General features: G+C 40.8%; 24 protein-coding genes and 2 pseudogenes. 22 read left to right on the top strand and 4 right to left on the bottom strand.

Annotation, left to right across the window (positions count from 1 at the left end; all coding sequences use genetic code 11):
• Positions 1-535 precede the first annotated feature (535 nt).
• The 3 genes and pseudogenes from JNUCC31_RS33875 to JNUCC31_RS22860 all read left to right on the top strand — a co-directional run.
• Positions 536-628 (top strand): annotated as a pseudogene (locus tag JNUCC31_RS33875) (integrase); the annotation flags it as partial.
• Positions 629-631: 3 nt separating this feature from the next.
• Positions 632-1348, top strand: a complete 717-nt coding sequence (locus JNUCC31_RS22855) for a tyrosine-type recombinase/integrase (RefSeq protein WP_192265039.1) — start codon at positions 632-634, stop codon at positions 1346-1348.
• Between the two features lie 126 nt (positions 1349-1474).
• Entirely contained in the window at positions 1475-1795 is a 321-nt protein-coding gene (locus JNUCC31_RS22860) for a GRAM domain-containing protein (protein ID WP_192265040.1), read from the top strand.
• 368 nt (positions 1796-2163) lie between these two features.
• Here the strand turns inward: JNUCC31_RS22860 and JNUCC31_RS22865 are convergent, their stop codons facing one another.
• Positions 2164-2589: an exosporium protein C gene (locus tag JNUCC31_RS22865; RefSeq protein WP_192265041.1), complete on the bottom strand. Its 426-nt coding sequence runs from the start codon at positions 2587-2589 to the stop codon at positions 2164-2166.
• 512 nt (positions 2590-3101) lie between these two features.
• Here JNUCC31_RS22865 and JNUCC31_RS22870 point away from each other — a divergent pair.
• The 4 genes from JNUCC31_RS22870 to JNUCC31_RS33485 all read left to right on the top strand — a co-directional run bounded on the left by JNUCC31_RS22870 (position 3102) and on the right by JNUCC31_RS33485 (position 5537).
• Positions 3102-3734, top strand: a complete 633-nt coding sequence (locus tag JNUCC31_RS22870) for a pyridoxamine 5'-phosphate oxidase family protein (protein WP_192265042.1) — start codon at positions 3102-3104, stop codon at positions 3732-3734.
• Positions 3735-3980: 246 nt separating this feature from the next.
• Complete coding sequence (locus tag JNUCC31_RS22875) at positions 3981-4457, top strand: DinB family protein (protein WP_192265043.1); 477 nt, start codon at positions 3981-3983, stop codon at positions 4455-4457.
• Between the two features lie 228 nt (positions 4458-4685).
• Entirely contained in the window at positions 4686-5192 is a 507-nt protein-coding gene (locus JNUCC31_RS22880) for an HIT family protein (protein ID WP_192265044.1), read from the top strand.
• Between the two features lie 276 nt (positions 5193-5468).
• On the top strand, positions 5469-5537 hold the full coding sequence (locus tag JNUCC31_RS33485; RefSeq protein WP_228469773.1) for a putative holin-like toxin: 69 nt from the start codon (positions 5469-5471) through the stop codon (positions 5535-5537).
• Between the two features lie 413 nt (positions 5538-5950).
• On the opposite strand, the gene JNUCC31_RS22885 is transcribed toward JNUCC31_RS33485, so the two are convergent.
• Together JNUCC31_RS22885 and JNUCC31_RS33490 are read right to left on the bottom strand one after the other, a co-directional pair.
• Positions 5951-6661: a CAP domain-containing protein gene (locus JNUCC31_RS22885; RefSeq protein ID WP_192265045.1), complete on the bottom strand. Its 711-nt coding sequence runs from the start codon at positions 6659-6661 to the stop codon at positions 5951-5953.
• A gap of 1236 nt (positions 6662-7897) precedes the next feature.
• Complete coding sequence (locus JNUCC31_RS33490; protein ID WP_228469195.1) at positions 7898-8194, bottom strand: hypothetical protein; 297 nt, start codon at positions 8192-8194, stop codon at positions 7898-7900.
• Positions 8195-8366: 172 nt separating this feature from the next.
• Between JNUCC31_RS33490 and JNUCC31_RS22890 the strand changes: the two genes are divergently transcribed.
• The 10 genes and pseudogenes from JNUCC31_RS22890 (at position 8367) to JNUCC31_RS22935 (ending at position 19227) form a co-directional block, all read left to right on the top strand.
• On the top strand, positions 8367-8570 hold the full coding sequence (locus JNUCC31_RS22890; RefSeq protein ID WP_192265047.1) for a helix-turn-helix domain-containing protein: 204 nt from the start codon (positions 8367-8369) through the stop codon (positions 8568-8570).
• 311 nt (positions 8571-8881) lie between these two features.
• Positions 8882-10378, top strand: a complete 1497-nt coding sequence (locus tag JNUCC31_RS22895) for a serine hydrolase domain-containing protein (protein WP_192265049.1) — start codon at positions 8882-8884, stop codon at positions 10376-10378.
• A 312-nt stretch (positions 10379-10690) separates the two neighbouring features.
• Positions 10691-11074 carry a nuclear transport factor 2 family protein gene (locus JNUCC31_RS22900; protein WP_076290123.1) on the top strand — a complete coding sequence of 128 codons (384 nt, stop codon included), beginning with the start codon at positions 10691-10693 and terminating at the stop codon, positions 11072-11074.
• Between the two features lie 189 nt (positions 11075-11263).
• Positions 11264-12031, top strand: a complete 768-nt coding sequence (locus JNUCC31_RS22905; RefSeq protein WP_192265051.1) for a nucleotidyltransferase domain-containing protein — start codon at positions 11264-11266, stop codon at positions 12029-12031.
• A gap of 274 nt (positions 12032-12305) precedes the next feature.
• Positions 12306-12464: pseudogene (locus JNUCC31_RS22910) on the top strand (Rid family hydrolase); the annotation flags it as partial.
• A gap of 258 nt (positions 12465-12722) precedes the next feature.
• Entirely contained in the window at positions 12723-13775 is a 1053-nt protein-coding gene (locus tag JNUCC31_RS22915; RefSeq protein ID WP_192265053.1) for a LacI family DNA-binding transcriptional regulator, read from the top strand.
• 611 nt (positions 13776-14386) lie between these two features.
• Positions 14387-15346, top strand: coding sequence for an ABC transporter permease (locus tag JNUCC31_RS22920; RefSeq protein WP_192265056.1), 960 nt, complete (start codon positions 14387-14389; stop codon positions 15344-15346).
• Positions 15347-15361: 15 nt separating this feature from the next.
• Positions 15362-16246, top strand: a complete 885-nt coding sequence (locus JNUCC31_RS22925; RefSeq protein ID WP_192265058.1) for a carbohydrate ABC transporter permease — start codon at positions 15362-15364, stop codon at positions 16244-16246.
• A gap of 41 nt (positions 16247-16287) precedes the next feature.
• Positions 16288-17913 carry a type 2 periplasmic-binding domain-containing protein gene (locus JNUCC31_RS22930; RefSeq protein ID WP_192265060.1) on the top strand — a complete coding sequence of 542 codons (1626 nt, stop codon included), beginning with the start codon at positions 16288-16290 and terminating at the stop codon, positions 17911-17913.
• A gap of 42 nt (positions 17914-17955) precedes the next feature.
• Positions 17956-19227: a Gfo/Idh/MocA family protein gene (locus JNUCC31_RS22935; protein WP_192265062.1), complete on the top strand. Its 1272-nt coding sequence runs from the start codon at positions 17956-17958 to the stop codon at positions 19225-19227.
• A gap of 387 nt (positions 19228-19614) precedes the next feature.
• Here the strand turns inward: JNUCC31_RS22935 and JNUCC31_RS33495 are convergent, their stop codons facing one another.
• Positions 19615-19752, bottom strand: coding sequence for a LamG domain-containing protein (locus JNUCC31_RS33495; protein ID WP_228469196.1), 138 nt, complete (start codon positions 19750-19752; stop codon positions 19615-19617).
• A 297-nt stretch (positions 19753-20049) separates the two neighbouring features.
• Here JNUCC31_RS33495 and JNUCC31_RS22940 point away from each other — a divergent pair, with 297 nt between their 5' ends.
• From JNUCC31_RS22940 to JNUCC31_RS22960, 5 genes are all read left to right on the top strand, one after another.
• Positions 20050-23169 carry an S-layer homology domain-containing protein gene (locus JNUCC31_RS22940; RefSeq protein ID WP_192265064.1) on the top strand — a complete coding sequence of 1040 codons (3120 nt, stop codon included), beginning with the start codon at positions 20050-20052 and terminating at the stop codon, positions 23167-23169.
• 674 nt (positions 23170-23843) lie between these two features.
• Positions 23844-24353 carry a DUF6933 domain-containing protein gene (locus tag JNUCC31_RS22945; protein ID WP_192265066.1) on the top strand — a complete coding sequence of 170 codons (510 nt, stop codon included), beginning with the start codon at positions 23844-23846 and terminating at the stop codon, positions 24351-24353.
• Between the two features lie 177 nt (positions 24354-24530).
• Positions 24531-24932, top strand: coding sequence for a GNAT family N-acetyltransferase (locus JNUCC31_RS22950; protein ID WP_192265068.1), 402 nt, complete (start codon positions 24531-24533; stop codon positions 24930-24932).
• A gap of 249 nt (positions 24933-25181) precedes the next feature.
• A complete protein-coding gene (locus tag JNUCC31_RS22955; protein ID WP_192265071.1) occupies positions 25182-25526 on the top strand; it encodes a hypothetical protein in 345 nt (114 codons plus the stop codon).
• A 282-nt stretch (positions 25527-25808) separates the two neighbouring features.
• Entirely contained in the window at positions 25809-26180 is a 372-nt protein-coding gene (locus JNUCC31_RS22960; protein ID WP_192265073.1) for a DUF7674 family protein, read from the top strand.
• The last annotated feature ends 293 nt before the right edge of the window (positions 26181-26473 follow it).

Here is a 26473-nt window from a genome sequence, read left to right on the forward strand (position 1 = left end):
TGCCACTTCACAAGCCGCGCTCCGTTTTACTTTTTACAAAATCATATGTTCCGAAAGTATCGGAAGGTCATCTGATTCCCTAGTGGATGAAGAAGGGCCTTCCTTTTTTGTTTTTCCGAATTTGGGTCAAAAACATAACCTATCCAAACGAAGGAGAGTTTCCTATGAATAAATATGCTACTACTGAAAAGGCGATTACCATAACTAAAGGTTCCACTGAGTTACTGCGCATTCATATCCCATATAACCCTTGAGCGGATTCGTCGGATTAATGGCAGAACGTGGGAATCCAAACAAAAAGTGTGGATCATCCCATACACCATAGCTGCTCTTCAGGAGTTCATGAATCAATTTGATCCTGATGACGTTCTGATTACCCCAGAGTTGTGGGTTGAAAATGAGAATTTACAGCAACGGAAAGCTAGTAAGGCAAACCATCCATGGAGCAAAGAGCCGTTACAGAAGGCATTAAAGTGACGAGGATACAGCCAGCCGCAAAACGATTAAAGCATATTGTAATCAGGTCGAACGTTTTCTGAGTAGCTTTCCCCTTAAAGATACCGATGTGACTACTTCCAATGTTCAAATGTATTGTTTAGGTTTGCTTGAGCGAGGGATCTCCCATTCAAGCGTGAATCAGACGATTAGCGCGCTTCGCTTCTATTGCAAACATGTACTCCATCACCCCACTGAGATCCAGTTTATTCGTCCCAAGAAGCAGACCAAGCTTCCGCAAGTATTGTCGGAAAAGGAAGTCGCTCAATTGCTCAAATCCGTAACCAACCCTAAACATAAGGCCATATTGTTTCTAACCTATTCTTCTGGCCTTCGTGTAAGTGAAGTTGTGCGTTTGCGGTGCAGCGATCTTGATATTGAAAGGCAAACACTCATCGTGAGACAGGGGAAGGGGCAAAAGGATCGGAGAACGATCCTATCGAGTCTAGCGTGGGATATGGTGCAGAAATACGTCACTGAATATAGACCGACTCGTTGGCTCTTTCCAGAGCAATCTTCTGATCGGCATCTTACGGAGCGGAGTGTGCAGAAGGTTTTTGAAGAAGCCAGACAACGTGCAGACATTGTGAAAAAGGTTAGTATTCATGTCTTGAGGCACTCTTTTGCTACTCATTTGTTGGAAAACGGAACAGACCTGCGCTACATTCAGGAGCTACTTGGTCATACGAGCGCACGCACAACACAGCGATATACGCATGAGTACGAAAAATATTCAGCGTATTCAGAGCCCGCTGGATCGTTTGGATTTGGGAGATTGAATGCTTCAATAAATCTCCCTTTTTCACCAAATTCTTCTTCGCAAATACTACACCATAGGTTATCATATACGTAGTTCACATATCATGCAGGATGTGTGGTATTTACGAAGTACATAAATTAGATGTTATCAGAAATATCACAAAGCTAATAAAAATTTATCAAAACCAGTATATTCAAGACATTTCGGGGGTGTATAGATATGAAAATAAGTGCAACTGAGTATCTAGTTAAAGAACGTATACCTGCAAACTTATTTAGAGGTATAGAAGCAGTGGGTGGAAGGCTTAATATAACGAACGAGAGAATACTTTTCAACCCTCATAGTATCAATATTCAAAGAAAACCTCTTGAAATTATGATTAAAGACATAAGTAAAATTGAAAAGCGAAACACATTAAAAATAGTTCCAAACGGAATAAAAATTACTATAAATAATGGTCAAGAGTATAAGTTCGTAGTGTATAAAAGATCTAAATTAATAGAGCTATTAAATGGATTCAGAACAACTAAAAGAAATTAGTAATATTTTGTTTTGAAGGCCTACTCGAAGAAGTGGATACATCTGATAACAACATATTCAAGCTGTGTCTCCTTCGGAGCCTTGGTCTGCGGGAAGGATTTCGGAGAAGGATTTCAGCAGACAACCCCTCCGGGGTTTCGTGAATACAGGAACGTTATAGGAAATCAGCGCAAGAAATTAATTGATGAATTAACCTAAAGGGCAGTTATGCTTAGTGGAAATGAGCAAAAGCAGCCTATCCTCTGACGAGGAACGGGCTGCTTTTTACTCTTCTATCTTTTTTTCCATTTTGAAGTACCCATTCCCTCAAAATAGAGGTTTTTGCAGGGCTCTCTATTCAGGTGCGAAAAATTATTGCCAATACGGTATTAGGTTCTCGTTTTAACGGCTAACCCACTAAACGATATCGGCCCAACAACATCGGCTCTTGTATTTGTAGTAAGATTTTCTGCTGTGACTGTGTAAACATGGGTACCAGCTATTACATTTCTATCTTCCGCCTGGAACGTAACAGCATAATTTTGTTCAGAGCCAGCAGATTCGATACCTTGTTGTGTGTTGAAAATCTCTCTTCCATCGCGGAAGATTCTAAAGAGTATTTGTGCAATACCAGTGACACCTCGAACACCCACGGTTGCTACCAAATCTACCCGATTACGTTGAGAATTGACTGGAATCCGTATAGTGATTGTTGCAAGGCGAGATCTTGCTGGTGAACGACGGATAATAAATGAGTTTGCTAAGTTGAATCTACGGCGCGGCTGGACGGCAGCTTTATCGAGAATACGTACCAAAATATCAACTCCTTTTATTTGATATCTCCAAGATATGTTGAACAAAAAGAGAATGATTGGACAATTATGTAAGATGCTTTAATTTGATTCAAATAGATTATGAACAATGGTAAAGAGCATATTACAGGTGGTGGTGAATAAGGGACGTACAAGAAATCCTAACCATTTAACGTATTTCATGACTGTAATGTTACTAACTAAATAATTGTTATCCACCAGGAGCGCCTCAGCGGACACGGAATGAGTTGCGTTAACGGGAAGCGATAGTTAAGAAACAATGATTTTGTATTTCGAAGGCGCTGGCATCCTATAACACAATATTCGCGCTGCGGGCCGTTGGCCCTTGATCTGCCAGGAGTTTTTTCGAAGAAGAGGAGACAGGCAGATACATCCATTCCCCTAAGATAGGAGCTATCTAAGGGAAATGGACGTCGCTAATACAAGAACGTTATAAGAAACCGGTGCAATAATTATTTAATAATATATAAAACAATAAGAAATGAGGAAACCATATGAACAATCCCTTTAAAGAAATCTTGACTTCAGAAGATGACATTAGAGATCTCCTAGGTTATCCAAGTGAACTTGTAAAGAAGAAAGTAATAAAGTGTTTAGATATTCATTGTCGAAACTTCATTTCTTTGTCACCCTTATTATTTTTAGCTACATCGGATGAGCAAGGATTTTGCGATGTATCTCCACGAGGAGATGCACCTGGATCAGTGATAGTTATAGATGAGAAGCATTTAGTTATTCCTGAAAGACCAGGTAACCGTAGAATTGATTCACTAAGAAATATATTATCGAACCCAAGAGTAGGTATTATATTTATCATTCCCGGGCTAGAAGAAACGCTGAGGATTAATGGACAAGCTTTTGTGATTAAAGATGAAAAAATTCTAGATCTTATGAAAGCTAAAGATAAAAAACCCACCTTAGGAATTGGAGTAAAAGTTGAAGAATGCTTTATTCATTGTGCAAAAGCATTTAAGCGGTCTGGGGTGTGGGAAAGCAAGTCTTGGCCAGAAGAGAATACTCTACCGTTAATTCCAACAATACTATCAGATCATGTAAATTCAACTGAATTTACAGTAGAAGTAATCAGGAAAGGACTACAAGAAAGTTACGAGAAGAGACTGTATTAAAGAATATTTGTTTGTAGTTTCAAAGAAGGCACGGGCATCTTATAACATCGTATTCACGCTGCGGGTCTTTCGCCCCTTGGTTGCCCGAGGCATTTCGAGGAAGTAGAATCAGGTAGGCAACCCTACACTGGCAAATCCGTCGGACCTGGCAGCTACGCTACCTTAAGCCACTGAGGGTTCGTGAATACCAGAACGTTATAAGAAATTGGGAAAAGGATATAAAAACAACTCAAAGGAGTAATGTACATGGCGAAGACCTCTTTGGAAATGGTAGAAGAATTCAAAACCTTTATTGATTTTGTACGAGAGTTAAAGACTATAGATGAAGAACATTGGAATAGTCCCATTTCAGAAGGGAAATGGTCAATGAAAGATGTTATAAGTCATATCATGCTTTGGGACAAATATTTTTATGAGGAAGGCATAGAGAAGATCAAGCTTGGTCAGTTCGTGACTGTAAGGCATTTAGACTTTGATGAATTCAACGCTAATGCAAGGGAATATGCAAAGACTCAAACAAGAGATTCTATCGTTAACCAATTCGTTGAATACAGAAACAAGATCATTGATGATATCACCGGATTACCAGAGGAAGATTATATAAAGGAATATAAAGACGGAGACAGAAAAAAGTTTTCGATTAGGGGATATTTAAGAGGATTTATTCCCCACGATAAACACCATAAAAAACAAATTGAAAAGTACGTAAAGTCAATACAATAAAGTGTAAGCGAATTCAGGGATGCCCCAACATCTTATAACACTATGTTCCAGCTTCACGTCTGTCGCTGCTCGGTCTGCCTGAAGGATTTCAAGGAAGCAGATTCAGGCAGACACATCAATTCCCCTAAGATAAGAGCTATCTAAGGGGAATCGACGTCAGGAACAAAACAACGTTAGATGAAATTACGATGCAAGTTCTTATCAAAATCAAAAACTATGAGGTGCATAATGCCAAGACTAATTACATTGGCTGATGGAAGATCAGTAGAAGTTGAATGTGTAAGCTGCGCATTGACAAGTGGTTTGATTTCTTCAACAGGTGGAGTAATTTTTGAATCAAGCAACTTTCATGTCCATCAGGATATTGCTTACCCAATTAAAGGGTTAGTTATATTGGCTTCAAAGAGGCATTTTTACTGCATGGATGAATTAACAGATGAAGAGCGATTAGAATTTAGTTCGTTAATCCATAAGCTCAGAAGTGAACAAAGAAAACGATTGGGAATTGATAAGGTCTATTATTTTTATAATGAAGATACAACACATCATTTTCATTTATGGATGGTTCCTAGATATGAATGGATGTACCAATTTGGAAATTCAGTAGAATCATTAAGACCGGCATTATTACATGCAAGGAATAATATGAATGACGATGAGAATATGAAGAGTGTAGAAGAAGGGGTTAGCATGCTAAGAGAGGGCATGAGGGATTTTGTGAGTAGCTCAAGGTAACTCCATCTAACAACGTATTCACGCATCGGGGCATTCGCCCCTCGGTTCGGCCGCGGATTTTCGGGGAAGCGGAATCAGCCGGACAACCCTGCGAGCCTAAGTCTGACAACCCGCTCCCTACGGTCACTTAAGCCTCTCGGGTTCGTGAATGCGTATATGAAAGGGATGCAAGATAAAGATTATAAAAACAAATTGAGAACGCTTGTACGTAGATGTAAATAAAGGTAAAATATACGGTTTCCCTTCGAAAGGAGGTGAAGCCATGCATTAACGATTATGTTCCTCTTTGGAACGTTCATCTTTGCTCTTTTAACATATATCAATAATAACAACAAGAGAAAGTAAAGGCCCACCCCAAGGTTACGAGCCGAAGGTGGGTTTTCGTTCTTAACTGACTAAGAAGGGAATACCTATCCAAGCCAATTGTACTGACCAAGTGTTCGCTGCACTTGGTCTTTATTACATATATAATAACACAAAGAAAAAAAATGTATCAAAGCGTGAGATAAAAATGAAAGTGACAATAAGAAATGCAAGTAGTGTTAAGCAGAAAAGCAGACTCTCATTAAGCCTCTCGGGTTTATAAACATAAAAACGGTAGGTGAAATTAATGCAAATAAGATGAATATGGATAATATTCACTATTTAATCCGGTACGAGGAAACAAAACAACTGGTGGCGTAGCAGGATCTGTACGTATCAAAAACCCGACATAAATTGCGGGTTTTTGATACTTTATTGTTAGGAGATGAAAGGCGCTACCCAGTAAATTCCTGGACCCATGTGTTGTTATAATAAGCAATACCGATATGAGTATAACTATTATTCAGTATATTTGCTTTGTGGCCAGGGCTATTCATCCACTCCTTCATAACCTGGGCAGGGGTGGTTTGCCCTTTTGCGATGTTTTCTCCAGCGGTATTATATGTGATCCCGAATTCCTTCATCATATCGAAGGGGGATCCATGTGTTGGCGAATTATGATCAAAGTAACTGTGGTTGTACATGTCCTGTGCCTTGACCATAGCCACATTTGACAATTCTTCATTCCTACTCAAGGAACTTAATCCTGTTTTGGCCCTTTCTTGATTGACTAGATCCAGAACCTGCTGCTCAAAATCGGTTTTATCCGTAGTATTTTTTTTACCTTCCTGTACTTGTCCTGTTGGCTCCTTATTTTCAGGATTTCCTGCAGGTGCCTGGTTTACTGGATTTCCATCCGGTGTTCGAATCAGATCCAACAAATCCGATGGAATTCCATTTTGTGCTTCTTTTGTTGTAATAGATGATCTCTCTTGCCAAGATGTAGCTGTTGATGATGCCTGTGTGAGGACAGAGTTTGGTGCAGCAGCATGATCATGAATTGAAATTTGTTTTTGCTCAGGAGTCACTTGTTTTTGCATCATATTGTTATGGGACGAACAGCCTGCCACCAATAATAATATTGTTAAAACGAAAAACTTTGCCATTTGCCAACCTCCTAGATCCGTTAGTTAATGAAGTTCCCGGATTTATGTTGTCCTGTATGCCATTTACTTATTCCTAATATGGTTCTCTCCTTATCCAGTACTTTTTTATGATCGATACCATTTAGATTGCCTTGTCTTTTTTTGTGTCTCGAGGAAAGCAAAGCGTGTTGCGAATGGTTACGGATAAAGAAGGCCATAGCGGGTCATAAATGCATCACGGGATGAAGGTTATCTATTTCATTGGGATTCCTGATGATTGGAGTATTTCGATGGATAATTGGGAGAATCTATTCAAACTAATAGACAATTTTATAGAATATAAACCATATGCTGCATCATATAAAACAAACTGAAAGCTAGTATTTGATAATTCGATGAAGTCAGCAACTGCGTTTAACACAGTATTCAAGCTGCGGGGCTATCGCCCCTTGATTGGCAGATGTATAATCATGGAAGGAATCTCAGTCAACAAACGCCCCAGCCTAAGATAAGAGCTATCTAAGGCCGGGGCGTTTATGCGAAATATCACTAAGTAAATTTAAAAGAGGTGGAACTGATGGGGAATGAAGAGTACAAAATTGAAATATTAGAAAAACAATATGGACTGGTACGAGATTTTCTTCATCACTATATAACATTTAAGGAACTACAGAAAAATCACGATAAACTTAGTGGTTCTATTTTTTTGAAAATTAACGAGTGATGCTCATTTACTCCAAACCATATTATATTGGACTACAGTATTCGGATCATTTAATAACGAAATACATTTAAATAAATTAGATAATGAAGATAGAGCTAAAAACGATTTTAATACAAAACGCTTGTACACCTAGACTTCAGTGACGAAGAGTGGAAAGCATATAGGAAATCAATGATCGACTTTCGCAATAAATTTTATTGCTCATCGAAATCCTAAGTTTAATAATCCTGTACCAGTCTTAGACGTTGCATATAAGTGCGTACTTTTTTATGACGAGTGGATAGATAGTATGTTAAACCTGACTTTTTGCAGGTTTATCTATTGCAGAAATGATTGAAGAGTATAAACAAGAAGTAGAGGAACTAAGGATTTATAATGGGCATCTCAAGGAAGTGTGATACATCGCATAACATAATATTCACGCTGCGGACATTCGTCCTAGGTCAGGCATTCGCCGGACACCCAGCTATGCTGGGTCGTGAATACAAAAACGTTATACGACAGAATCAAATGAAAAGAGAGCCGTTTGGCTCTCAAGTAGAAGTTATATTTAATATATTTAATTCATTATGTAATTGAAGAGCGTCCTTAAAACCTTGTAAGTAGATTTCACGTTCTAGGATTGTATGAACAGAAAGGTCTGCATCATCATAAAGAAATAGAGTTTTATGCATATCCTGAGGTAGAAGTTCGTGTAACTGTTTGAAGTAAAGATTCCGATCGGATGAGAATTGATTATAGATGGAGTTGTTCTTGAGAAGATCGCTATATAAAGCTTCAATTCGATTTCGAATCAATGAATCAAGTAAGACTTCTAAAGATATGTGCATGAATGATCACCGTCCGTTATATTTTATTTTACGAACAAAAATTTAACTTATTGAACATTATTTTATCATAATGAAACCCGAAGTCAAGACATATCAAAGATATTTTTGATTAAGGAAATATACTTTCATATAATTAAAGAAAAATTCAATTCGGATATGGAAGGGATACCAGATGATAAGTTATAAACCATTTCAAAAATTATTGATCGACAGGGAAATTAAGAAACGGGACTTATTGAAAATAACGGGGATTTCATCGGCTACGATGGCAAAGCTTAATACGAATGAGTACGTATCATTAGAGGTAATTGATAAATTATGTACAGCATTGGGATGCCAGCCTGGCGATTTATTGGAGCATATAGCAGATCAATGATGGGATGGGAACATATGTTTGTTACTCAAAGATGTGATTACGTCGTATAACATAATATCCAAGCAGCGGCTCCTCACGCAGCCTTGGTCTACTGGATGGATTTCAAGGCAGAATTTCAGCAGACAACCACTAGCGGGGTTCTTGAATACTGGAACGTTATACGAAATCAGCGCAAAGAATTAAATGGCTTTAAGAACTTTGTTTCTCTAAGCCATAACGGCACAAAGTAGGTATTTATGGATGGTGTTTAATTATATAATAGTTTGGTTCATTATTATTTTTTTAAAAGACTTACAATAGGGAGAACCACATTGAAGAAAATACTAAGTAAAACAGGCACATTAACAGTATGTGTCATCCTACTTATCGCAATCAATACTACTATAGCGTGTTGGGATGAACTTGGAAGTTTGATAAAGACAGGGAATTATGATAATACGGATAATATGGTGGAAACCATAATGGCCAAATCAGCGACTCCAGGGGTGGCTATGGTAGTATCAGAGCAGGGCAAGACAGAATATAAGAATTACGGATATGCGGATGTTAATGATAAGAAGAGGGTGACTGAAGAGTCATTATTTGAATTGGGATCGACTACAAAGGCATTTACGGCTTTGGCCGTTATTTTATTAGAAAAAGAGGGCTACTTATCTCTTTCAGATTCTACTACAGATTATATTCCATCGTTTGAGCCAACTATTAAGGGGGAGAAAGTTAATATTACGATTCATCAGTTGTTAGCTCATACAAGTGGAATTCCACCGTGGAGTATTCGGTTAATTCCTGAAGGTACCACGGAGGATATGCTTGAAAAAACGATACATAATGTGTCAGACATTGCATTAGATACGTATCCTGGGACAGCATATAATTATGCTACAGTTAATTATGATATTTTAGCGATGATTATTGAAAAAGTTACAGGCAAACGTTATCAGGATTACATGACTGAAAACATACTGGTTCCTTTAGGAATGACTAATAGTTATTTTTCAACAGGTCAGGAAAAGGAAACTGATAAACTTACCAAAGGATATCGTGTATTTTTTGGAAAAAGTTTAGAATATGATGCCCCTAGATATTATGGGAATATCGCTGCAGGATATTTGGTAACGAATTCAAAAGACTTAGAACGCTGGATTAATGCCCAAATGGGGATAGGCGATATGCCAGATAATTTATTGAAAGCGATACAACAATCTCATCAAGTCGACATCAAAACGGCGGGATACGAAGATGAAAATCAATACTATTCATTCGGATGGAGTATTGATACGAAAAATAGAGTTGTTAGTCATAATGGATCTAATCCTAATTACTCCTCACAGGTTCTTATTGATTTAGAAAAGCAGCTGGCCATATTTGTTCTGGCTAATTTGAATTCAACTGCACCATCGCTAATTGCTAATAACATTTATGAGAATATGAATGGAAATCATATGAATAAATTTAATTATGATGACGTGTATCTATTAATTGATTTGGTATTTTCATTCTTAGTAATAATAGCCGTCGTTATCTTATGTGTACAAGCAATTAAACTCGTTAGAGGAATAAAACTAAATATTAAAGTTGAAAAGACAAGGTTCAGAAAAATAATAGGAAGTAGTATTGAACTAATCTTAAGCATTATGCTTTTGGTATTGGTAATGATCTTGCCTTATCTATTAGACAATAATTATTTAATGATAAAGGTGTGGATGTCGTATTCATTGTTTATTTGGATGGGGCTTACTTCTATCAATTGTATTTTATCAATAATAATTAATATTAAAAAAATCGGAATTATTAGAAGAAGTTTATAAAAAAAATATGAGGTGAAATGTGAAAATCACATACGATTGTTTGTCTGATCTTGATTTCTCAAATCTTTAAAGAAGAATAGGTATATTTCGAAGAAGGCGCTGACATCCGATAACACAGCATTCCTACAGCGGGCATTCGCCCTTGTCGCTAAGAAGGATTTTCAAGGAGATTATTCAAGCGATACATTCAACCAGCTAAGTCTGACGACACGTTTCCTACTGTCACTTAAGCTGCTTGAACGTCAGGAATGCCAAACGTTATCTGAAATCAGGACAAATATGTAATATCAAAATCTAGGAGTGTGATTCGACTTGGAGAACTCAAATTTAAAAGATCTGATTGAAAAATACCTGAGCGCATATAACACGTTTAACATTGATGGAATGATAGGAGTTTTGAATGAAAATATTCATTTTCGAAACATTTCTAAAGGTGAAGTGAATTCGGAAACAAAGGGGATTCAGGAATTTCGCACATTAGCAGAGCAGTCAATTCAGGTGTTTTCTCAAAGGCGTCAAGTAATAAAGAACATTATTTTCGCAGGAGATAAAGCAGAGGTTGACATTGATTATGAGGGAATATTGTCCAGTGATCTCCCTAATGGAATGAAGGCAGGAGAAACATTAAAACTTCAAGGGAAATCAATATTTCAAATGAAAGATAAGAAGTTGATACTGATTGAAGATCATAGTTGAAACAGTGTTGAAAGTTATTCATAGATTACCCGAAATCAGATAACAATATATTCACGCATCGGTCATACGCCCTCGGTCCGGCAGAAGTATTTCAGGGAAGCAGAGGCCGGACACACACTTGGCATACGCCAAGCGTAGTGAATGCGGGAACGTTAGTCAAAAGAAGTTCTTAGTTTAGGAGGAGTCTATATGATATTAGAAAAAGTTATAAATAGAATTGTAATACAAAGTGAATATAAGGATTTTGTAGATAAGTATATAGATAATATACTTAGCGAATTTAAAGGTAAGATTCATAGCATTTATATGTGTGGCTCGATTCCCAAAGGAACAGCTACACCTTTTAAGTCAGATGCAGACTTTACTATTGTATGTGTAAATCCCAAAGATATTGATTACGAAAGATTGTCAAATATTAAAGACAGGCTTTTGGGAGAATATCCAGTCTTAACTAAGATTGATACGACCATTTGCTCGATGGACGATGTATTAAGCAAACCGAATGAGTGGGGTTTTTGGGTTAAGGTCATTTGTGTTTGCATGTATGGTGATGACGTTGGCGAAGAAGTACCACCGATAATTATTTCTCCAGAGTTCATTTTAGACTTAAATACAGAGACCAAGGAGGAAGTAGATCGTATACATCGTTTACTTTCTAATGCTAGTGATAACACAATGAAAACTAGATATATTAAAGGTTACTCTAAGAGATTAATTCGTGCATTATACTCTTTGGTTTTAGAAGATACAGGGGTATGGCAAGATGACATGATTATGATGAAGAATGCCATATTAAACTATTGTGAGATTGACGGCGCTTTAGTTGATTATCTGTATGCTTGTTACTTGGATAGTAATGTACTTGTTGAAGAGTTTCTGGGAATTGCAGATGAAGTATATAGCTATTTTGAGAACGCCTTACATGCAATGGCTGCTTCCAGAACCTCCTTCGACTAACAAAATATTGACGATCCGGGTCACTCTGAGAAGCGAGTGACCACATCCAGCCCCCTAAGCCATCGGGACGTCACTGCATTAGGTGTTCGGCAAGCCGCACATCTATAAGCAGCGACTCTAAGGGGCCAGGACGTCGTCAATACAAAACGGTTATCTGACATAAACCTATTACATTTTAGGAGCAAATAATGAATATCACTTTCTCGAAATGGGTGCAATATTATCGAAGAAATAATCAAAACCTCAAATATATTCATTGGGATGACAACTATAGAAAACCACGGTATTTCTAAAAGACATGAACGATTTCCAAACGGTTAATGAAGTATATGCCACTTTCTTTGCGGAGCCTTATCCGGCACGTAGCGCCGTTGAGGTTGTGAAGCTGCCGAAGGACGGGCTTGTGGAGATTGAAGTGATCGGGGTAAAATAACTAGTATCGATGAGCCTCCGGGAAACCGGGGGCTTTTTTATCGGACAGACTGTCAAACCAATTGAGACAGTTCCTCTGAGCGGCTATTTAAAAAATAGTAAAAGACTTATGAAAAGTGGCCAAATTGCGTGTTGATAGTATAACAGAACTCTTAACGCGGCTTGTTTAATTGACGCCAAAATATTACAATATTATGAAATGATCATTGCTAAACATAAATTTTGGCTCCAAATGAAGAGAGCAAGGGGAGGTGCTGTAATGCCAAAATTAAAAGATATCGCAGAACGTGTAGGCGTATCCATATCAACGGTTTCGCGCGCGATCAGCAATGATACCAATCGACCGGTCAATGAAGAGACAAAGCGGAAAATTAGGGAAGCTGCCCTTGAGTTGGGATACAATTTGGATGAATCCTCCAAATCGATTGGCAAAGAGATTACCTCAGCCAAACGGATAGCTTGTATCGTGCCACAGGTTTTGATGGATGATCATCCGTACTTTTCACAGGTACTGACAGGTTTTCACGCGAAATTGACGGAAATGGGACTGCCTCCAGCAATTGTCCGCACTTGCGAGGAACTTAGTGACACCGAACGGATCAAGATGATGCTTCAGGAAACGGGTACTCAAGGGATAGTCGCCATCAGCTGGTACGATGAAACATTGTTTGAGATGCTTGAGCAAGAGAATATCACTGTACTGGGTGTGAGTCTCAATGACGAAAGGCTTAATGTACCGGTCGTTGACTGTGACCGAATATTTTCTGCCCGCACAGCAGTCCGTCATTTGATCGAGCAAGGCCATACCCGGATTGGGTTTATCGGTGGCCCCGCATATTCGGAACAAATAGAGAGCGAAGAAAGGTATGTCGGTTATAAATTTGCCATGCTGGAAGCAAACCTGAGTCTGAATGAACATTGGATTATCAACACCAACTGGAATGTGAATTTCAGCTACAGCAGACTGACGGAGCTCCTGACCGATACGCCCAAGTCTGATTGGCCGACGGCAATTTTTTGTGCAAGTGATATGCTCGCTATTCCTGCCATGCGGGCGGTGGTTGAACAAAATGGCCGTATTCCTCAAGATATAGCATTCGTGGGTATGGATAATATTTCAATGGCGCAGTATACGACACCACCTCTGACGTCCGTGCAAGTTCCAAAATATGAAATCGGCAAAGTGGCAGCACAATTAATTAACGATTATCTGGAGGGACGTTATTCATCGCTCCATAAAGTGTTGTTGCCCAGCACCCTTATTGTGAGGGAATCATCTGTCTACGATCGTACAAATCGTACAAATGGCTAGTTAGTTGTGTGATATTACATTACATATAATAAATCCAGATAACTTTCATAAAACCTACGAGGAATGCATCCGCGTGGGTTTTTCTTATTTTTTAGCCAAATTCAATCCAAATAAAGCCAAAAAAATGTTTGACAACCGTCTGTGGGCTATATTATGATGTATGAAATTAAACGTTTGGATTTATTTTCTATTTTTTTGGATCTAGTCAGAGTTAAGATTATCCCATAAACTAAATTTTTGGTTACGCTTACATTCCCCTGTAAATCAATGTTTATATAAAATATAAAAGAATCCTCTAAAACTCTTACAACCTATTATCCAAACTGATTCCTATCAATTTACATAAAATAGACTCCAAACTTGAACCAAATATATATCCAAATATATATCCAAAAAAACAAATCCTCTTGCATTAGATGATGAAGTCATCTATTAACGCTATTCACTCACTTTGTGTAACAACTTCTAACATATAAGTACTGTAAATCAAATCTTGGAAATCCAAGCAAGAAAGGTGGGAACTGCTTCGAGCAGCGTAAAGACGCTGGTGATTTAACACAAAGACATTTTACTAGGCAGAATTGTAGTGACAATTACCAGGGGGGATGTTCATGGCCAATACAACTGTACAACCTGCTGTGAATGCAGTACATGAAAAGAAGAGAATACGTCAGAAGTGGAACCCCATTTTACGAAATTGGCAGCTCTATTTGTTAATTTCACCCGTTGTTGCTTATTACATTGTCTTTCAGTACTTGCCGATGTATGGCATTCAAATCGCATTTAAGGATTTCATTGCAACGAAGGGCATCTGGGGAAGCCCCTGGGTTGGGTTTGAACATTTTGAACGTTTTTTTCACAGTTATTACTTCTGGAGATTAATTAAAAATACGCTTGGACTTGGGTTGTACAGCTTGGCGGTAGGTTTTCCAGTCCCTATCATCTTGGCACTTCTGATGAATGAGGTAAGGGCGGAAAAATTCAAAAAATTTGTTCAGACCATAACCTATGCGCCGCACTTTCTATCAACTGTCGTGGTCGTAGGCATGATGATGATGTTTTTATCGCCGCGATACGGAATCATTAATCACTTCATTGGTATGTTTGGCGGCAATCCCATTAATTTCTTGTCTGAGCCATCCTGGTTCAAGACCTTGTTTGTGATGTCGGATGTATGGCAGACCATGGGCTGGAGCTCAATTATTTATTTGGCGGCACTAGCCGGCGTGGACTCTCAACTTCATGAAGCAGCGCGTGTGGATGGGGCAACCCGGTTGCAGCGGATAAGGCATATTAATATACCGAGTATTATGCCGACCATTATCATTTTGTTCATTTTAAATATCGGAAGCATCATGGGTATTGGTTTCGAGAAGGTCCTGCTGATGCAGAACACACTGAATTTAGAAACCTCGGACATTATCTCTACCTACGTCTACCGGAGTGGGATACAAGATGCTGAATACAGCTTCTCGGCGGCGATTGGTCTGTTTAACTCCATCATCAATTTCATCTTATTAGTCACGGTTAACCAGATCTCAAAACGAATGAGTGAAACGAGCCTATGGTAAGGGAGTTGCTGATGCATGCTTGTTGAATCTAGAGGAGATCGTATTTTTAATATAGTTAACCATTTTTTGTTAATTGTAATTACGCTTATTGTTATCTACCCGCTTATTTTTGTGTTAAGTGCTTCGTTCAGCGATCCGCAGTCCGTCCTGCGTGGTGAGATGTTCCTATGGCCCAAGGGGATCAATCTCCATTCTTACGAGAAGATTTTTCAGAACAAAGATATCCTCAGAGGTTATACCAATACACTGATCTATACTTTAGTGGGGACGCTGATTAATCTCGTCATGACGATTCTGGCGGCATATCCGCTATCTCGAAAGGATTTTATAGGCCGCAATGCCATCATGGCCCTGTTTGTTTTCACAATGTTCTTCAGTGGCGGGTTAATTCCAACCTATATGCTAATCAAAAACCTTGGCATGTTAAACACATTATGGGTCATGATCATTCCGAATGCCGTTTCGATCTGGAACATCATCATTATGCGGACATTCTTCCAGCAATCGATTCCACATGAGTTGCATGAGGCGGCGACGATTGATGGCTGCTCCAATATTCAAACGTTAACCCGGATTATCCTGCCATTATCCATGCCCATTATAGCGGTGACGATTCTGTTCTATGCTGTTGGGCACTGGAACGCCTTTTTTAACGCAATGTTGTATCTGTCCGACAAGAACAAATTTCCACTTCAACTCATTTTGCGGGAAATTCTGATTCAAGGCCAGACGAACGATATGGTCAAAATGTCAACCGAGTCTGCGATTAAGCAGCAAAGGGAAGTGGAAGGCATTAAATATGCTGTACTCGTTGTTGCCAATATACCGGTGCTCTTGCTGTATCCTTTCCTGCAAAGATATTTTGTTAAAGGCGTGATGATTGGTGCCATTAAAGGATGATTCCTTGTATGGATAACGATGGGACAAAGGGAGGAATAAGAATGACGCTCAACAAGTGGGGGAGTATCGCTCTGGTTTGTATGATGTCTGTTTCGATGCTGGCCGGGTGCAGTTCTAAGGATGCTGATTCGGGAAGTAGCAAAGATAAAGGAGCTGCCAATGGCAAAGTCAATGCGAGCGGATTTCCGATCGTAAATGACACCATTACAGTGAGTGGATTTGCCGGAAAGTTTTTTGCCAATGCGGACTGGAACGATCTCCGACTCTGGAAAGAGTATGAGAAGATGTCCAATGTTCATATCCAGTGGGATACGGTACAGAAGGATAATTTGAAGGAAAAGCGCAATCTCCTACTGGCAGGCGGCGCTTACCCGGAGCTGTTCTACGCCTCGGCGTTTTCCAGATCGGATCTGCTGAAATACGGCAAACAGGGCGCATTCATTCCTCTAAATGATCTGATCGACCAATACGCGCCTAACTTTAAGGCTCTAATGAAGAAGTATCCGGTTATTAGCAAAGGGATTACGATGCCGGATGGTAACATATATGGGCTGCCGACCCTGTATGATCCGGAATTCAAGTCGGTTCTGTACGGAACACCTTGGGTGAAGCAAGAGTGGCTTGATAAATTAGGTTTGCAGGAACCGCAGACATTAGATGACTTCTATAATATGTTGAAAGCATTTAAAGAAAAGGACCCGAACGGCAACGGGCAGAAGGACGAGATAGCCTGGGGCGGTGTGGGAACGGCTGGTGTGGTGAACTACCTGAGAGGTTCATTTGGGTTGAATAATCATGGAACCTCCAACATTAACATTGATACAGATCCTCAGACAGATAAAGTACGCTTTATTCCAACCGATCCCCAATACAAGGAGCTGCTGCAATTCGTGAATAAGCTCTACAAGGACGGATTGCTCGAGCAGGACATTGTATCTGTTAAGAGTACCGAAGTGGATGCTAAAGGAATGGAAGGCTTGATCGGAGTCGTTGATAATGTCGATCCGGTTGCGATATACAATCAGCAAGGTTATGTTGGCATGCCCGTACTGAAGGGTCCTCATGGCGATCAGACATACAACGCCTATGGTTCTCCACTCGGTAATATCGGGATGTTTGTACTGACAGATAAAGCCCAAAATCCAGAGGCCATGATCCGCTGGATGGATTATTTCTACAGCGATGAAGGCATCAAGACGTTCTTCATGGGCTGGAAAGATGAGACGTATAAAGAAGATGCAGAAGGTAACGTAGACTATGTCGACAATATCAAAAACAACCCGGATGGCCTTAATCTGGACCAGGCGGTAGGTCAATACCTGATCTGGCCGGGTGGATACTACCCTGGTTTTGTGAAGCAGAAATACTTCAAGGGTGCTGAAGGTCTGCCAACTTCGGTTGATAATGCGAAAAAAGCAGAGTCTCACATCTTACCACAAGATCAAATTTGGCCTCCATTTAATTTCACACAGGAAGAGCAGCGAGATCTGACCACTTTCCAGACAGATATTGAAACGTATGTAGATGAAATGCGTGACAAATTCATTACTGGAAATGAATCCTTTGACAATTGGGATCAGTATGTGGCAGCTCTCCAAAAGATGGGCGTAGAACGATATGTAGCCATCTATCAGTCAGCAGCAGACCGTTATACCCAAGCGGATTAAAAGGTTCATCCGTAATTTCAGATCATAAAGGAGTGAACAAATATGAGTCAACTGAAAGCAGTCCTGATTGGAGCAGGTGCGAGGGGAGCGGGTGGCTATGCACCCTATGCACTTGATTATCCGCATGAGCTTACCTTCGTTGCAGTTGCGGAAGCCGATCCAGTGAGGAGAGCAAGATTTGCTGAGAAGTACGAGATTCCGCCGGAACACTGTTACGAGACTTGGGAGCCCCTGTTGGCTGAACCTAAGCTGGCTGATATTGCGGTTATTTGTACACAGGACAGAATGCATTATGGCCCAACCATGCAGGCTTTAGATAAGAAGTATCATGTCATGCTGGAGAAGCCGATGTCACCTGATCCAAAGGAATGTCTTGAGATGGAACAAGCGGCGAGAGATAATGACCGGCTGCTGACGATCTGCCATGTGCTGCGGTACACACCGTTCTGGAATACAATCAAAAAGGTGATACAAGAAGGACGTATCGGAGAAATTGTCTCCATTCAGTTGAATGAGAATGTGGGTTACTGGCATATTGCCCACAGCTTCGTGCGAGGAAATTGGAACAATTCCAACACATCCAGCCCGATGATCCTGTCCAAGTCATGCCATGATATGGACGTATTATCCTGGCTCGTGGATCAGCCTTGCCTCAAGGTCAGTTCGTTCGGATCTCTTAAACATTTTCATGAAGGCAATGCACCGGAAGGTTCCGCTGATCGATGCTTGGATTGTGCTGTAGAACCAACCTGCGCGTACTCTGCACCAAGATTTTATTTGAGTGAACAGTTCAGGGGTTGGGCAGGACATTTTACACAGGAGCTGACGAAGCCGAATATCATACAGGGTTTGCGTGATACCGATTACGGTCGGTGTGTATACCGGAGTGACAATAATGTGGTAGATCATCAGGTCGTGAATATGGAATTTGAAGGTGGAGCTACGGCCATGTTCAGTATGTGCGGGTTTACATTTGAGCAGGAACGTAGAATCCAGATCATGGGGACGAAAGGAGAACTTCGCGGTGAGGAAGATCAAATTACGGTGTACGACTTTTTGACACATCAAAAAACAGAAATCACAATCCCTTCTCAAACCAGCGGCCATGGTGGGGGAGACAGCGGCATTGTGAGGAATTTCCTGGATGAGGTGCGTCATTATAACGGCCAGGAGAGCCTGACATCGGCTGCAGCTTCCGTCCGGAGTCATCTGATCGCATTTGCAGCTGAAAAGTCGCGGCTGAACGGGGGCGAGTCTATCGATCTGAACGAATATGCCCGTCAGCTTATGGTGAAGGAAGAGCTATCTAAATAATCAGCAATGTGTCGATAAGCTGCCCCTCAAGGTATGATAATATTTTGAGGGACGGCTTTTTTATTCGTTTGGGGATTTGGCGGCGTAATCTGAAAAGAAAGTCATCATTCTAAAGTCTCCGAAAGACGTCAGCTAAAAAAACCATCATGAGAAGGAACCGATCAACTATTGTCGGCAGTCTTCTCGGCTAACGGGCAGGATAGCTCAATATTTTTGCGAGTATTCCATGGGTGGAGTATTTTACGAAGTACGTGAATAAGACGTTTTGTGACAGAATCAAATGAAAAGAGAGCCGTACTGTTTGAAGTAAAGATTCCGATCCGATGAGAATTGGGGGCACTGCGTGGTACTGAGGACGGTACTGATCACCTCAAACAATTTGGATCCTCAACAATATCGCCATTTCGGAATTTCCGGGACCGAATCGCCGTGAAGCGACTTCACATTCTCATATTCAGTAAGAATCTCCTGATCAGTGAGGACTTTGTTTTGCAGCTTCACTTCATCAATGAGTCCAGAGTACATATTGTAAGAGAACTACCCCGCCAGATGATTTGTATAGTTTTTGTATAGATTCAATCGTTAAAATATGAGTTGCAGAAACTGTGGGGAATTGCTGAGAATATAACCCCATGTTAATTCGAAGAGATTGGATGAAAAATAGAGCTCTATTTTTACAATCCAACATGAGGTAACTTCATAAATTGATAATTAAATTAGGGAGGCCGTTGAAAAAAAAGAAAAACATTTGCTCGTATGAAAAAGTGCCAAAAAGGATTTGTCTACATCAGAAAGTCTAAAAATGGATTGGGGGAAAGGTACGTGTCAAAACAAAGCAACAAGTTTCTTAAGAAAAAGCATGGAGCATTATTTCTCGCAGCGGCTCTGACCGTGGGCGGTTTACCACCTGTAATGTTCCCGACGACAGCAAGTGCAGCTGATGCAGGCGAAGCTTTAATATCCACATCAGGTGGTACAACCAGCTACGATATTGTGGACGGAGGAGCCGTTATTGATCCTGGAATTCTGATTCAAGACTCCTCTTATACAATAAATCTGGACGGTGCCACCGTGCTGCTTGAAAATTTTCAAGCAGGGGATCAATTGACATTTACCGCAGCGACAGGAATCACAGGAACATATAATCCTGCGAATGGTGTCTTAACGTTGAAGGGAAATGCTTCAGCGGAAGCCTATAATCAGACATTATCGACTGTTGCGTTCTCAACAACCTCCAGTAATACGTCAGCCAGAACCGTTAGGTTTACCTTGGGTGATGCCCTTCCAAATGATGCTAACGGCCATTTTTATAAATATATCAATAAGGGAAGCAATATTACCTGGGCTGCCGCGAAGAATGAGGCTGCCGCCGACGATTATTTCGGGCGCGAAGGATATCTGGTCACAATCACAGATGCTCAAGAGAATGAGTTTGTAAAAGAAAAGACGTTAGGTCTTGGATGGATTGGCGCACAAGATATCCAACGAAAAAACGGTGAACCGGTAAATACTGGCGACTGGCGTTGGGTAACCGGACCGGAGGGCCAGCAAGATAGCGGGAATGGTCAGAAGTTCTATGAGGGTTATCTGGGCGGCACAAAAATAGGGTATGCAAATTGGGCCGCCAACGAACCCAATAATTATTCTGGGTTGGAATATGTGGCCCATATTTTTGGACCCGGCAGCAGCGCTGGACAGTGGAACGATTACCCTTTGAGCAACAATGTTACAGGGTATGTTATTGAATACGGCGGCATGGCGGGCGACGAAAATTTGGATATTATCGCCGAGAAAACCGTTGCTATTATCAATAGTACCGATCTTAAGCAAGCCGTTGAAGAAGGGGATCAACTGAACCAAGAAGATTATATGGCAGCGGAATGGCCAGCGTATAAAAAAGCTCTGGAAGACGCCAAAGCCGTGCTTGAAAACAAAACTAAAACTCAAGAAGAAGTAGATAAAGCACTTCAGGAATTGAAAACAGCGAGAGAGCTGCTGAAACCCATGTTGATCACCGAGCCGAGCGGTGGGCTGGTCAACGTGTCAAAGCCTGAACTCAAAGGTGTGGCGGACCAAGATTCGAAAGTCACCGTTGAATTGAAGGATGAGAACGGCAGAGTGATTGAAACAAGGGAAGTAGAAGCAGATAGCAATGGAAATTGGAGCTTTACCCCGTCGGCAGATTTGCCGGATGGAAGATATACGGTTGATGTAACGGCATTGAAAAATGGAAAAGTAACCAAACAATCCAAGACAATCGTAGTCGAATCTGCTCAAAAATCGCATCTTACCGGTCTCGAGCTAAATGCCAACGATGGAACTTCGATACCTCTGTCACCGGCTTTTGCTGAGAATACGTACAATTACACCGCTACTACTGCAACGTACAGCGTATATTTCACCCCAACACTGGACTCGCTTGCAGGTCTGGATCCGAACGCCAAGATTGAGTTTTCGCTCAACAATGGTGCCTGGACGGATGCAGCTAGCGGTAAAGCAAGCAATGAATTGCCTTTGAATGAAGGAAGCAACACGATTGTTGTTAAGGTTACCGTTAACGGAAGGGAAAAACTCTATACGCTGACCGTCTTCCGTACATTCAATAATGGAAATAATGGTAACAGCGGAGGCGGAGGTGGCGGAAGCACGACTCCAACAACGCCAGCAGCACCAAGTACTCCTGAAGCTCCAAAGGGCAATCTCGACGTAACTTTGAATGGCAAAGATGATCCGTTTGCAACAGGCACAACTTCAACTGCAGACGGCCGCACGACAACGTCAGTTAAGGTAGACCCGGACATGCTGGGTAAAGCTGTATCGGAAGGTACAGGCCAGGATCTGTCGATTCACTCGCCAAATGAAGGCGATATGACGGTTGATGGCTTGACGGCAGACACTTTGAAGAAACTGGGCGATAAGGGCGCAAGCCTGAAAATCAGTAACCCACTGGCCATTTATCCGGTACCTGTCGGAAAAATGAACCTGAATGCTGTCGCCGGTCAATTGGGCAATGCAGCGCTGAACGATATCGGTGTTCGCATCGACATCAAGCGTTCTTCGGATGCCTTGATTGCATCTGCGAAGAACAAGGCAGCAGCGGGAGGTTATGAGCTGCTGGTTGATCCGGTTGATCTGGACCTGACGTTTAGCCATGATGGTCAAACCGTAAAATCCGGTCAATTGAACGGCTATGCGGCGAAATACATCGCTCTCCCGGAAGGCATCGATCCGAACCGGATTACGACGGGTGTTGTAGTGAATCCGGACGGCAGCGTATATCACCTGCCAACCGTTGTAACGAAGATCGGCAATCGATATTATGCACAAATTCATGATTTGCGCAGCAGCGGTACGTACTCGGTAATCTGGAATCCGCAGGATTTCACGGATGTGAAAACCCATTGGGGTCAAGCGGATGTGAATAACATTGCGGCACGACTGGATCTGAAGGGGAACGGGGATAACACGTTCTCGCCGGGACGCAGCGTAACCCGTTCCGAGTTCGCGGAGATCGTGGTCCTTGGCCTGGGTCTGATGCGTCAGGAAGCGTCGCAGAATAACTTCCCGGATGTACCGACTTCCGCCTGGTACGGAAATGCCCTCGCGATTGCGGATGAATTTGATATCGTTCGCGGTTATGACGATGGTAACTTCTACGGCAACCAGCCAATTACAAGAGAGCAGGGCTTCGCAATGGTAGCCCGCGCGTACCGCCTGATTAAATCCGAAGCTGTCGTTAGTCAGAATACTTCTGCTCTGTCCGAATATAAAGACGGTGCGAGCGTATCGAACTGGGCCAAGGCGGATGTGGCGCAATTGATCGAAGCAGGCATCATTCAGGGCGAAGGCACTCATCTCAGCCCGAAAGCTCCGATGGCGCGCGCTGAAGTGACGGCACTGATTGCAAGGATGCTGAAAATTACCAATTTAATTGACAAATAAGCAAGTTTATTCAAACAACCACTGACAGCCTAAAGCCGTCAGTGGTTGTTTTTTATACATTTGCCAGGGGTCAGGACATATACGAATAGAAACCGTTAAACTGACGGTTTTTTGTTTTAACAATGCAAGTTCTTGTAGCGAAGTGCTCCGTGATTCGGCGATACGTCCATTTCTTTTCGACGTGTAACACAAGCTGCATGGCCGAATGGCATCATGCAGCAGGAGGAAGCGCCACGACGATGAGGTCGCGGCGCTTGTTTTGCGTGCATCACGGCGCAGCTATCGTGATGCACCAAGTGTTGGCACCACGGAATTGTGCTGGTGATGGAAACCTTAGCACCACGCTAATGCATGCGGTGCAACCTCGTGAGGTACGCCCTATTGGGGGCAGCACCTCACCCTCACGCGGCTTGCCATTGCACAAGCCGCGCTCCGTTTTACCTTTCACAAGTTAAAGCAATCATATAGATCTGAGAAAACATCGTGATATAATCAAAGCAAAATGGATCAAGGCAGAAGAGTTAGAGAATATGGATGATTTTACATTACAGATGCCGGTAGCACAGTTCAGATTAGATGAGAAAGCATGGAAAGTGTATTGGCAGGAAGTAAAGGCAAGTGGCATTTCATAGATGATATCGAACCGAACGAAGATTTTGAAAGGGGGCTCGTGTATGATTATTTTCAAACCAACCCAACTAACATTAAAAGATCTGAATGTCAAACTGGAAACTATCAAAGAGACAGATGCTTTCTTTAGTTGGCATGTAAACTTTTTCACGTTATATGGCAGAAAACACTATGTGTTTATGAATGATTTATCCATATTAAGTTTAACGGTTAGTGGGATTAGAACAAATCAGGCCAGTAAACTGACATCCATCTTTAAACAAAATTTGGAGGCTTATTTGGCTGTTGAGGAAATTCCTGATCACCTGGCGAACTATTATTTGGAAAAATGTAACGAGGACACAATCACCAAAACGGATAGTCGTTCTGTTATAAGTACCATGAATGACCTCATGCTTGTGATGAAGGCACTTGAAGTTGAGGGCAATGATTTTAGAAATAAAGACATACGGCATAAGTGGAATAATAGATCCATTTACAAACCCATCGACTACAAAGAACCAATCGAAGTATTTGTTAAAGAGCTTCAAACGAGGTTTGAAATGGAGAATTAGAGTCCTTTTTAGCTTAACCATTTTAGGGAGAGGAACGTTTGTCAGCGTCGCCTGATGATATAAGCCATTACCGTTACCGTATAGACAGTCATGTGAGCCTGTGATTTCGGACGTCGTGAATATACGAAACGTTATCAGAAACTCCCAATCAAAAAATAACAACATAGGAGTAAAATTATGACAATCATGTTCAAAGAAATAAAAGATATTGATAAACAAGCAATTCAAGAACTGTTTCACTCGGTGGACTGGAAATCAGGAGATTTCCCAGAAGATCTTAGACAAGCAATAAACAACTCGCATACGGTTATTACTGCATGGGATGATACCAGATTAGTTGGCTTAATAAATGCACTGTCTGACGGAGTGATGACAGTATATTTTCATTACATGTTAGTACATAAAGAATATCAATCATTAGGAATTGGAAAGAGAATGATGAAAAAAATGCTTAGTCGATATTCTAATATCAAAACAAAAGTGCTTATATCCTATGATAGTGCAGAAAAATTCTATGGAAAATTTGGATTTAAGCCAGAAGAAGGAACTAAAGCCATGTTTATTTCAGATATGGTATAGGATGTTGTGAGTTTATCAAAGAAGTTGGGAGCATTAGATAACACCATGTTCATGCGTACGGGGCATTGGCCCCTTGGTCCGAAAGAAGTTAGAAGTGAAATCGAAGAGGAAGTTCAGTAGCAAAGAAGCACATCCGTACCACCTAACCGCGCCGCTGCCAGTCGCATATTGCTCCTTTAAGGTGGTGGGTGGTATGAACACAACAACGTTAGGTGAAATTACTGCATATAAAAAAATAGGAGAATTTTAATGAACGATAAACTGAATAGTTTGTTTCTGGAATTAGAGATCATCAAAGAGACATATGTTGATCTAAGTACTTGGAATCTAGATAAAAAATCAAAAATGCCATGGACAGAATACAAGAAGGAATATGAAAATATTGGAGAAGTATTTGATTCTTCAGGATTTCGATCAATTCAAATAGAATTAATTGAGGAAGTTATATACTCAATTATGGAAATGCTCGATGGTTATAAAAATTTAAATTTTGAAGCAGATATAATTGATAAGAGCACAGGAGAATCGATAATAAAGAATGTTCAACTACATGATAAGTATAGGGATTACATTGAAGCTAAGAAACAATCGTGAGGATTTCGAGAGGGCATTAATATCATCTAACATCACATTCAACATATCGGGCGGGGACAAGCCCAAACCCTTGGTCCGGAAGAGGCATTTCGAGGATGTGATTTCACCGGACACATTCAACCGGCTAGCTAAGTGGCAGAACCACCGGCAGCTACGCTCCTTAAGCCGCTTGAACAGAAATCTCTGTGAGAACTGCTTTAAAGGACCAGGATCAGAAACAAAAATATCAGATACTTACGTCACATGATGCAAGTATTTGTTCAAACAGAGGAGCTGGTAGTCATGGGCAAAAAATCGGAGGAGTTTTTTAGAGTAATGTTGGAGTTCTTGCCTTCAAAGAGTAATGATTATATAAAATCCATTGAGGTTTACGGTGAGGTATTAGAAACAGTCATAATTGAGGATATCTTCATGCCCGACATAATTAAGCTATTAAGTGAGAATAGAAATATCAATCTGTTAGAAAGAATTTTTGATTATTTTGAAGAAGTATCTAATTGCAAAGATGATCACTTAATTAACATTTTTTCAATTACTGTATTGGAGATATTAGGGAACGACAGAGAGATCCTTCAGTTAGCGCAACAATATATGGGACCTAAAACAATACAACTTCAAATTGAGGCTGATAGAGGATTAGGTAGAAGAATCTAATAAGCTTGTTTAAGGGCTCTGAATAAAATCTTTAATTAAGGACTTTGATATAAGAGCGATGTGTCTGTAAATCGAAGAAGACGGAGGACTGTGCTAACACGATGTTCATGCATCGGGGGACAAGCCTCCTTGGTCTGGCAGAGGAATTTCGGGAAAGTGAGAGCAGCCAGACACATCCGCCCCGACTAAGCGCATCGCGCCCGGTCACTTCGTAACCTTAAGTCGATGGGACATCGTGAACACAAAAAAATTTATATGAAAGATCGGCAAATAAATAATAAATTCAAAGAAAG

The sequence above is a fragment of the Paenibacillus sp. JNUCC-31 genome (assembly GCF_014844075.1).
Taxonomy (GTDB): domain Bacteria; phylum Bacillota; class Bacilli; order Paenibacillales; family Paenibacillaceae; genus Paenibacillus.